Genomic DNA, 12,132 nt, shown 5'->3' with positions numbered 1-12,132 from the left:
GCCAAGGGCACGGCTGGTTTGCTACGTTCGGAAGGGATAACCGCTGAAAGCATCTAAGCGGGAAGCCTGTTCCAAGATGAGGTTTCTCACCCCCTCGAGGGGTTAAGGCCCCCAACAGACCATTGGGTTGATAGGCCGGAACTGGAAGTGCGGTAACGCATGCAGGTGACCGGTACTAATAGGCCGAGGACTTACCAACAAAGAAGCTACGCGTCCACTGTGCGGTATCTGAAACAACACACAGATCACCGAGAAGACAGAAACCCCAACACTATTCGTGGGCGGGTGACTGGCTCTCTGTGTGACAGTTTCATAGAGTTACGGCGGCTATAGCGGTGGGGAAACGCCCGGTCCCATTCCGAACCCGGAAGCTAAGGCCACCTGCGCCGATGGTACTGCACTCGACAGGGTGTGGGAGAGTAGGACACCGCCGGAACATCATTCGAGAAGACCCCCAGCCAGTGGCTGGGGGTCTTTTTCGTTTTATAGATCTTTCTGTGAGTTTCGGTTGTTTAACAGCATGTTCTCGAGGAACTCGTAGTCTGTACGGAGCGGCGCCATGGATCATGGAGGCAGCGTCGTGGAGAAGGAGAGCACCGTGGTGATGGTCGAGCCGGTCGCAACGACCCGTACGGGTTGGCGTCGCCTGTTCCTGCCGGTCACCTATGGCTATGCGGCCCTGCTCATCTCGGTCACCGTACTGCTCTCCATCCTCAGCGAGGCCACGCAGACCCGGGTGGTGCTGCACGCCAGCACGAATCTGTACAACCTGCTGCACGGCCGTATCGGCACCCTGTTCTCCAGTGCCTTCGTCATCGACGATCTGCAGAGCGCCGCGGTCATCATTCCGCTGCTGGCCTGTCTGCTCGCGCTGGCGGAGATGAAGTTCGGCGCGCTGCGTCTGCTGCGCATCTTCGTGGTCGGCCATGTCGGCGCGACGGTCATCGTCGCCCTCGGCCTGTGGATCGCGGTATCGGCGAATTGGCTGCCGGTGGAGGTCACCCATGTCTCGGATGTGGGTGTCAGCTATGGCGCGATGGCATTGATCGGCGCTTTCATCGCACTGGTTCCTTCGCGCTGGAAGCCGACCTGGGCCATCACCTGGCTGGCCGTCGCGGTCGCCGGTGTTGCGATGGGCCGCACCTTCACCAATGTCGGTCACCTGCTGGCGTTCTCGATCGGTCTGCTGGCCGGTTATCGGGTGCTGCGCCGCGGTCGTACCGAGCTGCCGAAGCTGAATGCCTGGGAGGGTGGGCTGCTCACCGCGGCCTCGATTCTCGGGTACATCATGCTGGTCGGTTAATCCGCGAAAAGGGCCGTCCCCTAGAGTGCTTGGGTGCGCCTTGTGATTGCTCGTTGCCAGGTCGATTACGTCGGTCGTCTGACCGCCCACCTCCCGATGGCCCGCCGCCTGCTCATGGTGAAGGCGGACGGTTCGGTGCTGGTGCATTCGGACGGCGGTTCCTACAAGCCGCTGAACTGGATGAGCCCGCCCTGCTGGCTGGAGGAGCGCGAGCCGGAAACCGAAACGGCGCAACAGCTTTGGGTGGTCACCAATAAGGCCGGCGAGGAATTGCGGATCACCGTCGAGGAGATCGAGCATGATTCCAAGCATGAGCTGGGCATCGATCCGGGTCTGGTGAAGGACGGCGTCGAGGCGCATCTGCAGGAGTTGCTGGCCGAACACATCGAAACCCTGGGCGCGGGGTATTCGCTGATTCGCCGCGAGTACATGACCGCCATCGGCCCGGTGGATATCCTGTGCCGCGATGCCGACGGTGCGACGGTGGCGGTGGAGATCAAGCGCCGCGGTGAGATCGACGGCGTGGAACAGCTGACCCGCTATCTGGAGCTGCTCAACCGCGATCCACTGCTGGCCCCCGTTGCCGGTGTGTTCGCGGCCCAGCAGATCAAGCCGCAAGCCAAAACCTTGGCCGCCGATCGCGGGATTCGTTGCCTGACACTGGACTACAACGCCCTACGCGGCACCGACAGCAGCGAATTCCGGCTGTTCTAGGGTTGGTTATGCCCCGCCGGAAGCCTCGCCCCAAGGATGCTCAGGCGCGGTCCCAGCCGGACCAGCGCCCACTCGGTGACGTCTTCGGCCGCACCGAGGACGGCCCCGGCGGTGACGAGACCTATATGGTCCGCACCATCCCCGGCACCCGAGCCACCAAGTACTACCGCTGCCCGGGCTGCGATCACGAAATCCCGCCCGGCGTAGCGCATATCGTGGCCTGGCCCGCCTACGGCGGCGAAGAGGATCGCCGCCACTGGCACACCGGCTGCTGGAAAGGCCGCCACACCCGCGGCATCACCCGCCGCTGGTCCTGATTCGCGTTCGGTAGTGCGCGGCCGCTCGGCGGGCCGTCAGGGCTTTGTGCGGGCCATCAAGGCATAAGGAAGGCCGCTCCCGGATCGGGAGCGGCCTTCAGGTGTGCGGGTGTCGCCCGGGCGGAGGATGTTAGCCGGAGATGTCGGCGTTCTCGCGCTCTTCGTCGACGAGGTCGTCGTCACGAGTGTCGATGGCCTTGCGGCTGCTCTTGTTCAGCGAGCGCTGTTCGGGAGCGCCGTCCAGGAGTTCGCTTTCGCGGTTGACGGCGGCGAGCATGGCCGGCACCGAATCGAGCTGACCGCGGATGCCGAGCAGCTGGGCCAGCACGCGACCGCGCAGGACGCGCATTTCCTCGGCCAGTTCCTTGGCGTGCGCGATCTTGCGATCGGCGGTGTTGGTCGCCGAGGTGATGAGGCGGTTGGCCTCGTCGGTGGCGTCCTTGATGCGCTGGGCGGCCTCGGCGCGCGAGGTGGCCTCGAGCTCTTCCATGGCACGGGTGAGCTTGGTGCGGCGCTCGGCCATGGTGACCTCGAAGTCCTGCTGCGCGGCCTTGCGCTTGGCCTCGGACTCCTTGGTGAGGCGATCGGCTTCGGCGTTGGCCGCTTCGACGATCTTGTTGGCCTCGGAACGGGCATTGGCGAGGGTCTGCTCGAATTCGATTTCGAGCGCCTCGCGCTTCTCTTTGGTTTCAGAGAGGAGCGATTCGTACTTACCACGCATCTCGGTCGCCTGCTGTTCGGCGATCGAGATCATTTCGGCGGCCTCGGCCTGGGCCTGCGCCCGCACCTCGGATGCCTCGTCGGAGGCCAGACGCAGCATGCGCGAGATACGGTCCGACATGCCTTCCGCGGTGGTCGGCGGCACGGAGAGGCGGTCGACCTCCTTACGGAGCTCGTCGATCTCGTCGCGGGCGTCCTCCAGCTGGGCCGCCAGGTTGCGCGCCTGGGCTGCGGCGGCATCGCGATCGGTCGCGGTGACCCTTAGCTCGGCATCGAAACGGTCGAAGTAGTTACGCACCTCGTCACGGTCATAGCCCTTCCGCACGACGGTAAAGGGCAGTGCAACGAAGCGATTACGATCGGGCTCAGTGGACGACATGGCACACAAACTACAGCCTGGTGACCACTGATGGTGACCCGACCGCGAATGTTGTTACAGCCTCTTTAGGGTCGCTGATCTCGGTACTAGTGGGTAGTTTTCGCCGCCGGTTCGACGAGTTCGACCAGCACACCGCCAGCATCCTTCGGGTGGATGAAGTTGATGCGCGAACCCGCTGTTCCCCCGCGTGGGGCTTCGTACAGCAAACGCAAGCCCCGTGAACGCAGAAACGCGGAGACCGCCTCGATATCGGTGACTCGATATGCGAGCTGCTGCAGGCCAGGCCCGTTTCGGTCGATGAACTTGGCGATGGTGGAGGACTCGTTCAGCGGAGCCAGCAACTGGAGGGCAACAGTACCGGCGGGAGCGGCCGCATAGGACAGCATGGCCTCGTGCACGGCCTGCGCCTCATTGATCTCGCGATGTGTCTCCACCATCCCGAGATTGTCCCGGTACCAGGCCACGGCCGTATCGAGATCGGGGACAGCGATACCGACATGATCGACGGCGGTGATGTATTCGGCGGGGATGAATTCGGTGTTCTCGGTGTTGCTCACCCTTCGAACGGTAGCGCGCACCTGGGGAAGGCCGCCCGGGTCGGTCGGGTTACCTTTGAGTAGGGCTCCGATGGTTGGCGGAGCCACATCATTCGACGTAAGCGAGGCCTATCGTGACCACCACCGTCATCGTCTCCGGCGCCCGCACCCCGATGGGTCGGCTGCTCGGTTCGTTGAAGGATTTCAGCGGCTCCGATCTGGGCGGTATCGCCATCAAGGCGGCCCTGGAGAAGGGCGGCGTCGCCCCGGAGCAGGTCGATTACGTGATCATGGGTCAGGTGCTCACCGCGGGCGCGGGCCAGATCCCGGCCCGGCAGGCCGCGGTCGCCGCGGGTATCCCGATGGATGTTCCGGCGCTCACCATCAACAAGGTGTGCCTGTCCGGCATCAACGCGATTGCCTTGGCGGATCAGCTGATTCGCGCCGGTGAATACGAGATCGTGGTGGCCGGCGGCCAGGAGTCGATGACCCGCGCACCGCACATGCTGGAGAAGAGCCGCGAGGGTTTCAAGTACGGCGATGTGACGCTGCGCGATCACATGGCGTACGACGGCCTGCACGACATCTTCACCGATCAGGCGATGGGCGCGCTCACCGAGCAGCAGAACGACGTGCAGACCGTCACCCGCGAGGAGCAGGACGCGTTCGCCGCGGCCTCGCATCAGCGCGCGGCCGCCGCGTGGAAGAACGGCCTCTTCGACGATGAGGTTGTGCCCGTTGCGATTCCGCAGCGCAAGGGTGATCCGGTGCAGTTCGCCTCCGATGAGGGCATTCGCGCCGACACCACCGTCGAATCGCTGTCCAAGCTGCGTCCGGCCTTCCGCAAGGACGGCACCATCACCGCCGGTTCCGCCTCGCCCATCTCCGATGGCGCGGCCGCGGTCGTGGTGATGAGCAAGGAGAAGGCCGAATCCCTGGGCCTGTCCTGGATCGCCGAGATCGGCTCCGCCGGTGTGGTCGCGGGCCCGGATTCCACCCTGCAGGATCAGCCCGCCAACGCGATCATCAAAGCCTGTGCCCGCGAAGGCATTTCGCCCACCGATCTGGACCTGGTCGAGATCAACGAGGCGTTCGCGGCGGTCGGCGTGGCCTCCACCCGCAAGCTCGGCATCGACCCGGAGAAGGTCAACGTCAACGGCGGCGCGATCGCCGTTGGCCACCCCCTCGGCATGTCCGGCGCCCGCATCGTCCTGCACCTGGCCCTCGAACTGAAGCGCCGCGGCGGCGGTATCGGCGCGGCCGCCCTCTGCGGTGGCGGCGGCCAGGGCGACGCCCTCATCATCCGCGTCCCCTGAGGCCCCATTCCCCGGCAAGCCCCCGCCAATCCGCCCCTCGAAAGAGGGTTTGCGGGGGCTTCCCCCGCATACCCCTTCCCTTCCCCCGCCGCGGGCGGGGTGTGACCCATCTCCACTACGGGTCGTCGTAGCGGTCCGGCACAATGGACGCCATGGGTGACTTCTTCGACCTGAGCACGGTCGCTAAGCGGGTTCGGTTCTTCGGGATTCTGGAGGCTCCCAGCTGGGCGCTGCTACTGCTCGGGTCGGTGCTCAAGCGCGCGGACGCGCTGGGTATCGCCGATGAGCCGATCAAGTGGCCGGTCATGGTTTTCGGCATGCTGCACGGCATCATCTTCATCGGTTTCGCGATCAGCGTGCTGCTGGCCTCGCGTGAGTTCGAGTGGCCCGCCAAGACCACCGTGCTCGGATTGGTCTCCACCGTGGTGCCTTTCGCTTCGGTGTTCTTCGAGCGCTGGGCGATCCGTACCGGTCAACTCGGGGAATTGAGTGAGGCTGCGGCACCCGCCGCCGCGCGTTCGTGACAGACTTGTAGTCGTGACTCGACCCGCGCGACGCCCCTCAGCCGCCGCTGCCGCCGCTATGTCCGGCGCGGTGGACCTGTCCAGCTTGAAGCAGCAGCCGGTGACGGATGTGCCCGCGGGGCATGCCGTCACCGAGGCCGATTTCGAGACCAAGGTGCTGCGCCGCTCCACCCAGGTGCCGGTGGTGGTGGCGCTGTATTCGCAGCGTTCCCCGGGCAGCATCGAATTGGTGAAGCTGCTGGAGCAGTTGGTCGCCGGTAACGGTGGTGAGTGGGAGTTGGCCACCATCGAGGCCGAGGCCAATATGCGGATCGCGCAGGCGTTCGGCGTGCAGGGCATTCCGACCGTGGTGGCGGTGGCCGCCGGTCAGCCGCTCGCGGATTTCACCGGTAATCAGCCCGAGGCGCAGGTGCGGCAGTGGCTCGATGCGGTGGTGGACGCGGTGCGCGGCAAGCTGCCCGGTGTCGGCGAGGGTGAGGGTGAGGCCGAGGAGCCGGAGGATCCGCGTTTCGTCGCGGCCGAAGAGGCTTTGGAGCGTAGCGATTTCGCGACCGCGGAGGCCGCGTACAAGGCGATCCTGAATGCCGAGCCGGGCAATGCCGAGGCCAAGGCCGCGCTGCGCCAGGTGCAGTTCATCGCGCGCGTGCAGGAGATCGATCCGGGCGCGATCGCCAAGGCCGAGGCCGATCCGGCGGATCTGGACGCGGCGCTGGCCGCCTCGGATCTGGAGATGTTCAATCAGGAGCCGGAGGCGGCGTTCGATCGCCTGATCGGGCTGATCAAGCGCACCGCCGGTGATGACCGCACCCGGGTGCGCACGCATTTGCTGGAGTTGTTCGAGCTGTTCGATCCGGCCGAGCCGATCGTGATGGCGGCGCGCCGCAAGCTGGCCGCCGCCCTGTACTGATTCCCGTACAACGCTGATTTCCGTACAACGCAACCGCGCCCCCGCCGAAATCGGCGGGGGCGCGGTCGTTTTCACCGTGGTGCGCTATCCCCGGCCGTAGGGTCGCCGGGGAGCGGCGCTACTACTTGGCCGGGTCGGTGGCGGGCTTGCTGCCGAGGCTGCCGGTCAGCGTCTCCAGCAGCTTGGGGAGCAGCGAGGAGGAGCCGGTGGTGCCGGTGGGATCCGGCTCGCCCGGGGCGACCACGGGGGAGGCGGAGACCACGGGGGCCTCAGCGGAGGCCATGCCCGCGCCGGAGCCGATGATGGCGGTCGCGGCGGCACCGATGAGCATGGCAGTTCCGAGCTTCTTCATGCAGATTCATTCCTCTTCAAAGGTTTGCGAATAGTTGGCGGCGCCGCCTCGCCAAGTCCACTACAGCGCAACATGATTCGGCAGCCCGAATAGTTCGGGGCATGGAAATCTGTAACGCGTTCCGGATGCCCGCACTTCTGCGGGGTTGACCCGATGGGGTGGTCCAGCTATGGGCTGGCCAAGTCCGGAAAAATTAGTAAGCTGGTGCTTATGATTGCAACATACGACGAACTGCTCGCTGCCGGACCGGAACTGCTCTCCCTCGATGCCCGCGCGGTACGCACCAGCATCGATGTGGTCTCGCAACTGTCCATCGCCGACCTCGACGCCCCCACCCCGTGCGCGGGCTGGGCACTGCGGGATCTGTTGGAACACCTGATCATTCAGCATTACGGCTTCGCCGCGGCCTCGCGTGGTGAAGGTGATATCGCGCTCTGGAAGCCGATTCCGCTCGGCGCGGATCCGATCGCGGAATACCGTGCCGCGGCCGAGCACGTACTGGCCGCGTTCGCCGTCCCCGGCGCACTGGAGCGGAGCTTCCCGCTACCCGAGATCCGGGATGGCATCGTCATTCCCGGCGCGCTCGCGGTCAGCTTCCATTTCGTGGACTACGTGGTGCATTCCTGGGATGTGGCACGGGCTTTGGACCTGACCGTCGACTTCGACGCCGATGTGCTGGCGGCGGCGCTGCTGGTCGCGCAGGCGGTGCCGGGCGGTGAGGTGCGCACCCAGCCGGGCGCGTCCTTCGCCCCGGAGGTCATCCTGCCGGACGGTTCAGGGCTCGATCAGGTCCTCGCGGTGCTGGGCCGTTCGCCGAGCTGGCCGCACTGATTCGGCGGGCGGCGCGGTCGGCACCAGCCACAGCCCGCTACTGGGCGGCAGCGTGATGACCGCGGACGCCGGGCGGCCGTGCCAGGTCTCGGCGGTCGCGGTGACCGCGCCCAGATTGCCGATTCCATTGCCGCCGTACGCGATCGCATCGGTATTGAGGACCTCACGCCACTCACCCGTGCCCGGCAGGCCGATGCGATAGTCGCGATGTTCGGTCCCGGAGAAGTTGTAGACGCACGCCAGGATCGATCCGTCCACGCCGTAGCGCAGGAAGGACAGCACATTGTTGGCGCGATCGTCGGCGTCGATCCAGGAGTAGCCGCCGGGTGAGGTGTCCTGGCTCCACAGCGCGGGCGTGGCCCGATAGCGCTGGTTCAGATCCCGCACCAGGGTGTGAATGCCTTGGTGCAGTGGGTTTTCCAGTTCGTACCAGTCCAGTCCGCGGTCGTGATCCCATTCGCGGAACTGCCCGAATTCCTGTCCCATGAAGAGCAGTTGTTTCCCGGGATGCGCCCACATGTAGGCGAGCAGCGCGCGCACGCCGCTGGCCTTGGTGAAGTCGTCGCCGGGCATGCGGGTCCACAGCGTGCCCTTGCCGTGCACCACTTCGTCGTGGCTGATGGGCAGCACGTAGTTCTCGCTCCAGGCGTAGGTGAGCGAGAAGGTGATCTCGTTGTGGTGCCAGGTGCGGTGCACGGGATCATGTTTGAGATATCCGAGGGTGTCGTGCATCCAGCCCATATTCCACTTCATGGTGAAGCCGAGGCCGCCGACTTCGGTGGGGCGGGTGACGCCGGGCCAGGTGGTGGATTCCTCGGCGATGGTGACCACGCCCGGATGGTGCTTGTGCACGGTCGCGTTCATTTCCTGCAGGAACGCGACGGCTTCCAGGTTCTCGCGGCCGCCGTGGATATTCGGCTCCCAGTCGGGGCGCGAGTAGTCGAGGTAGAGCATGGAGGCGACCGCGTCCACGCGCAGCCCGTCGATGTGGAATTCCTCGATCCAGTAGCGGGCGTTGGCGACCAGGAAGTTGCGCACCTCGTGTCGGCCGAAGTCGAAAACGTAGGTGCCCCAGTCGAGTTGCTCACCGCGCCGGGGGTCCGGATGTTCGTACAGGGCGGTGCCGTCGAAGCGCGCCAGGGCCCATTCGTCGCGCGGGAAATGCGCGGGCACCCAGTCCAGCAGCACGCCGATTCCCTTGCGGTGCAGGTGATCAACGAACCAGCGGAAATCGTCCGGACCGCCGAAGCGGGCGGTGGGCGCATAGTAGGAGGTGACCTGATATCCCCACGATCCGCCGAAGGGATGTTCGGCGATCGGCAGCAGTTCGATATGGGTGAAGCCCTGGGCGGCAACATATTCGGCGAGCTGTTCGGCCAGTTCGCGATAGCCGAGGCCGGGCCGCCAGGAGCCCAGGTGCACCTCGTAGGCGCTCATGGGGGAGCGGGTGGGATCGTGCGCGTCGCGGGCGCGCAACCATTCGCCGTCGTCCCAGGTGTAGGTGCTCTGGGTGACGATGGACGCGGTGGCGGGCGGCACCTCGGTGGCGAAGGCGAAGGGGTCGGCGTGGTCGACGATGCGCCCGTCGGCCCCGTGCACCCGGTATTTGTATTTGGCTCCGGCCTCGATCCCGGGCAGGAACACCTCCCACACACCGGAGCCGCCGAGTCGGCGCATGGGCGCGGTATGCCCGCTCCACCCGTCGAAATCGCCGATGACCGCGACCCCGCGCGCGTTCGGCGCCCATACCGCGAAGGCGGTGCCGGTCACCTCGCCGTCGAGGGTGGTGTAGCGCCGGGGGTGCGCGCCGAGCACATCCCAGAGCCGTTCGTGCCGTCCCTCGCCGAGCAGGTGCAGGTCGAGTTCGCCGAGGCCGGGCAGGAAACGGTAGCCGTCGGCGTCGATGACGGTGCGCCCGCCGGGATACGACGTGACGACGCGGTAGTCCCACAGTTCCGGAAACGGCACGGTGCCTTCGAATATCCCGTGTTCGAGATGTTCGAGCGGATGATCGTCCGCCCCGATGCGCGCCGCCACCGTCTCCGCGTGCGGCCGCAGCACCCGGATGACGGTGCCGTCCGGATGCGGGTGCGCGCCGAGCACGGTGTGCGGATCGGGATGCGTTCCGGCGGCGAGCAGCAGCAGATCGCGCCGGTTCATCAGAAGTTTCTTCGATGCGCGAGTTCGGTGCGGGCGGCGGCGGGGACCGGCGGCAGCACGAGAATGTGCGCGACCGCGCGCGCGGGGTCCAGGCGCACGAAATTGTGCTGGCCCCAGTGGTATTCCTCGCCGCTGATCTCGTCGTACACCACGGGGCGGTCATGCCATTCGCGGCCGATGGCGGGCAGATCGAGCGAGATGTGGCCCTGTTCGGGACCGTACGGGTTCAGGTTCACCACCACCAGGACGGCGTCACCTGTGCTCGGATCGAATTTCGAGAAGGCAAGCAGCGCATCGCTGTCCGTGCCGTGGAAGTGGATGCAGCGCAACTGTTGCAGGGCCGGATGCGCACGCCGAATCTCATTGAGCCGGGTGATCCACGGTTCGAGGGATTCCCCGCGCGCGGCCGCCTCGGCGTACGGGCGGGGCCGCAGTTCGTACTTCTCCGAGTCGAGGTATTCCTCGCTACCGGGTTGTGCCGCTTGATGTTCGAAGAGTTCGAAGCCCGAGTACACGCCCCAGGTGGGCCCGAGGGTGGCGGCGAGCACGGCGCGAATGGCGAACATGCCCGGCCCGCCGTGCTGGAGGGTCTCGTGCAGGATGTCGGGGGTGTTCACGAACAGGTTGGGCCGGGCCTCATCGGCCTTGGCCGCCAATTCCCGGCCGAATTCCTCGAATTCGTGCTTGTGCACCCGCCAGGTGAAATACGTGTAGGACTGGGTGAAGCCGCGCCGGGCCAGGCCGTAGAGCCGGGCGGGGCGGGTGAACGCCTCGGACAGGAAGATGATCTCCGGATGCGTGCGCCGCACCTGCGCGATCAGCCACTCCCAGAAGTCGGCGGGTTTGGTGTGCGGATTGTCGACGCGGAAGATGGTGACGCCCAGGCTGATCCAGTGCCGGACCACGCGCAGCACCTCGGCGTACAGGCCGTCCGGATCATTGTCGAAATTGACCGGGTAGATGTCCTGGTACTTCTTGGGCGGGTTCTCCGCGAAGGCGATGGTGCCGTCCGGCAGGGTGGTGAACCATTCCGGATGCGCGGCGACCCACGGGTGATCCGGCGCGCACTGCAGCGCCAGGTCCAGGGCCACCTCCATCCCCAATTCCCTTGCCGATTCCACGAATTCGCTGAAATCCGCCTCATCGCCCAGGGCCGGGTGGATGGCGTCGTGCCCGCCCGCGGCGGAGCCGATGGCCCACGGCGAACCCACATCGCCGGGTTCGGCGGTGAGGGAGTTGTTGCGCCCCTTGCGATTCACCGTGCCGATGGGGTGGATCGGCGGCAGGTACACCACATCGAATCCCATGGCGGCGATGCGCGGCAGATCTTTGGCGGCGGTGGCGAAGGTGCCGTGCACGGGCTTGCCCTCGGCATCGCGGCCGCCGGTGGAGCGCGGGAAGAATTCGTACCAGGCCCCGTACAGCGCGCGCTGCCGTTCCACCAGCACGGCGAACTGCGGCCCCTGTGTCACCAGTTCGCGAAGCGGTGTGGCGCGCAGGATTTCGCTCACCTCGGCACTGAACGCCGGGCCGACCCGCGCGGGCAGCTGGGCATCGCCGCGCAGTGCGGCGGCCGCCGCGCGCAGGGCCTCCCACTGCTTCTTCGGCACCGCCTGTGCGGCCCGTTCCAGCAGGCGCGCACCGATTTCCAGATCGTTGGCGAGATCGATCGCACTCTGCCCGACCGCGAGTTTCGCCTCGACGGCCGAGCGCCAGGTGGCGATGGGATCGCTCCAGCCCTCGACGCGATAGGTCCACAGTCCCGGTTTCCCGGGCGCGAAGACGGCATTGAAGACATCGGGCTGATAGTCCGGCGTCATGCGGATGCGCTGCGACCGCGAGGATCCGGGCGCTTTCACCGCGAGGGTGGCGGCCACGGCGTCGTGCCCCTCGCGCCACACCACGGTGCGCACCGGGAACACCTCCCCGACGACGGCCTTCGCCGGCCGACCGCCGGGTATCGCGGGGGCGGTGTCATCGATGGCGATGCGGCCGGTCACCCGTTCGAACTTACCGGGTGCCGTGCCCGCGTGATGTCCCGCCGCCGAGGTGTCGCCGCCGCGACGCGCGTAT

Annotated in this window: 12 protein-coding genes and 2 rRNA genes; 9 read left to right on the top strand and 5 right to left on the bottom strand. The window is 66.4% G+C overall.

Features of this window, described 5'->3' with window-relative positions:
- The 5 genes from ACFC0O_RS11550 to ACFC0O_RS11530 all read left to right on the top strand — a co-directional run.
- Positions 1-199, top strand: a 23S ribosomal RNA gene (locus tag ACFC0O_RS11550); the annotation flags it as partial.
- A gap of 120 nt (positions 200-319) precedes the next feature.
- Positions 320-436, top strand: a 5S ribosomal RNA gene (gene rrf / locus ACFC0O_RS11545).
- A gap of 123 nt (positions 437-559) precedes the next feature.
- On the top strand, positions 560-1,303 hold the full coding sequence (locus tag ACFC0O_RS11540) for a rhomboid family intramembrane serine protease (RefSeq protein ID WP_375955834.1): 744 nt from the start codon (positions 560-562) through the stop codon (positions 1,301-1,303).
- Between the two features lie 33 nt (positions 1,304-1,336).
- Positions 1,337-2,017 carry an endonuclease NucS gene (gene nucS, locus ACFC0O_RS11535; protein ID WP_375955831.1) on the top strand — a complete coding sequence of 227 codons (681 nt, stop codon included), beginning with the start codon at positions 1,337-1,339 and terminating at the stop codon, positions 2,015-2,017.
- Positions 2,018-2,025: 8 nt separating this feature from the next.
- Complete coding sequence (locus ACFC0O_RS11530; protein WP_375955828.1) at positions 2,026-2,334, top strand: ATP/GTP-binding protein; 309 nt, start codon at positions 2,026-2,028, stop codon at positions 2,332-2,334.
- 130 nt (positions 2,335-2,464) lie between these two features.
- Here ACFC0O_RS11530 and ACFC0O_RS11525 read toward each other — a convergent pair whose 3' ends face one another.
- The gene (locus tag ACFC0O_RS11525; RefSeq protein ID WP_364632686.1) at positions 2,465-3,433 is read right to left on the bottom strand and encodes a hypothetical protein; all 969 of its coding nucleotides are present in this window, start codon (positions 3,431-3,433) and stop codon (positions 2,465-2,467) included.
- 86 nt (positions 3,434-3,519) lie between these two features.
- Positions 3,520-3,990 (bottom strand): methylmalonyl-CoA epimerase, encoded by a 471-nt coding sequence (gene mce / locus ACFC0O_RS11520; RefSeq protein ID WP_375955826.1) that lies wholly within the window; start codon positions 3,988-3,990, stop codon positions 3,520-3,522.
- Between the two features lie 113 nt (positions 3,991-4,103).
- On the opposite strand from mce, the gene ACFC0O_RS11515 reads away from it, so the two are divergent.
- The 3 genes from ACFC0O_RS11515 to ACFC0O_RS11505 all read left to right on the top strand — a co-directional run bounded on the left by ACFC0O_RS11515 (position 4,104) and on the right by ACFC0O_RS11505 (position 6,716).
- Positions 4,104-5,285 (top strand): acetyl-CoA C-acetyltransferase, encoded by a 1,182-nt coding sequence (locus ACFC0O_RS11515; protein WP_364628586.1) that lies wholly within the window; start codon positions 4,104-4,106, stop codon positions 5,283-5,285.
- Between the two features lie 152 nt (positions 5,286-5,437).
- Positions 5,438-5,809: a DUF3817 domain-containing protein gene (locus ACFC0O_RS11510; protein WP_375955824.1), complete on the top strand. Its 372-nt coding sequence runs from the start codon at positions 5,438-5,440 to the stop codon at positions 5,807-5,809.
- Between the two features lie 58 nt (positions 5,810-5,867).
- Positions 5,868-6,716, top strand: coding sequence for a tetratricopeptide repeat protein (locus ACFC0O_RS11505; RefSeq protein ID WP_375956130.1), 849 nt, complete (start codon positions 5,868-5,870; stop codon positions 6,714-6,716).
- A gap of 121 nt (positions 6,717-6,837) precedes the next feature.
- Here ACFC0O_RS11505 and ACFC0O_RS11500 read toward each other — a convergent pair whose 3' ends face one another.
- Positions 6,838-7,068, bottom strand: coding sequence for a hypothetical protein (locus tag ACFC0O_RS11500; protein ID WP_364628591.1), 231 nt, complete (start codon positions 7,066-7,068; stop codon positions 6,838-6,840).
- A gap of 210 nt (positions 7,069-7,278) precedes the next feature.
- Between ACFC0O_RS11500 and ACFC0O_RS11495 the strand changes: the two genes are divergently transcribed.
- The gene (locus tag ACFC0O_RS11495) at positions 7,279-7,899 is read left to right on the top strand and encodes a TIGR03086 family metal-binding protein (RefSeq protein ID WP_375955821.1); all 621 of its coding nucleotides are present in this window, start codon (positions 7,279-7,281) and stop codon (positions 7,897-7,899) included.
- Here the strand turns inward: ACFC0O_RS11495 and glgB are convergent.
- Both glgB and ACFC0O_RS11485 read right to left on the bottom strand, forming a co-directional pair.
- Positions 7,843-10,059 (bottom strand): 1,4-alpha-glucan branching protein GlgB, encoded by a 2,217-nt coding sequence (glgB, locus tag ACFC0O_RS11490; protein WP_375955819.1) that lies wholly within the window; start codon positions 10,057-10,059, stop codon positions 7,843-7,845. The genes ACFC0O_RS11495 and glgB overlap by 57 nt on opposite strands.
- Positions 10,059-12,059: a maltotransferase domain-containing protein gene (locus ACFC0O_RS11485; RefSeq protein ID WP_375955817.1), complete on the bottom strand. Its 2,001-nt coding sequence runs from the start codon at positions 12,057-12,059 to the stop codon at positions 10,059-10,061. The genes glgB and ACFC0O_RS11485 overlap by 1 nt, the downstream gene beginning before the upstream one ends.
- Between the last annotated feature and the right edge of the window lie 73 nt (positions 12,060-12,132).

This window comes from Nocardia sp. NPDC056100, assembly GCF_042266325.1.
Classification (GTDB): Bacteria; Actinomycetota; Actinomycetes; order Mycobacteriales; family Mycobacteriaceae; genus Nocardia.
The sequence above is the reverse complement of the archived record's forward strand: the minus strand, read 5'-3'. Positions and strand labels throughout refer to the sequence as shown.

Bases quoted from the DNA above. Each gene is read 5' to 3' on its own strand.
- ACFC0O_RS11540 (WP_375955834.1), top strand. From the start codon at position 560: ATGGATCATGGAGGCAGCGTCGTGGAGAAGGAGAGCACCGTGGTGATG.
- ACFC0O_RS11530 (WP_375955828.1), top strand. From the start codon at position 2,026: ATGCCCCGCCGGAAGCCTCGCCCCAAGGATGCTCAGGCGCGGTCCCAG.
- ACFC0O_RS11525 (WP_364632686.1), bottom strand. From the start codon at position 3,433: ATGTCGTCCACTGAGCCCGATCGTAATCGCTTCGTTGCACTGCCCTTT.
- ACFC0O_RS11510 (WP_375955824.1), top strand. From the start codon at position 5,438: ATGGGTGACTTCTTCGACCTGAGCACGGTCGCTAAGCGGGTTCGGTTC.
- ACFC0O_RS11505 (WP_375956130.1), top strand. From the start codon at position 5,868: ATGTCCGGCGCGGTGGACCTGTCCAGCTTGAAGCAGCAGCCGGTGACG.
- ACFC0O_RS11500 (WP_364628591.1), bottom strand. From the start codon at position 7,068: ATGAAGAAGCTCGGAACTGCCATGCTCATCGGTGCCGCCGCGACCGCC.
- ACFC0O_RS11495 (WP_375955821.1), top strand. From the start codon at position 7,279: ATGATTGCAACATACGACGAACTGCTCGCTGCCGGACCGGAACTGCTC.
- glgB (WP_375955819.1), bottom strand. From the start codon at position 10,059: ATGAACCGGCGCGATCTGCTGCTGCTCGCCGCCGGAACGCATCCCGAT.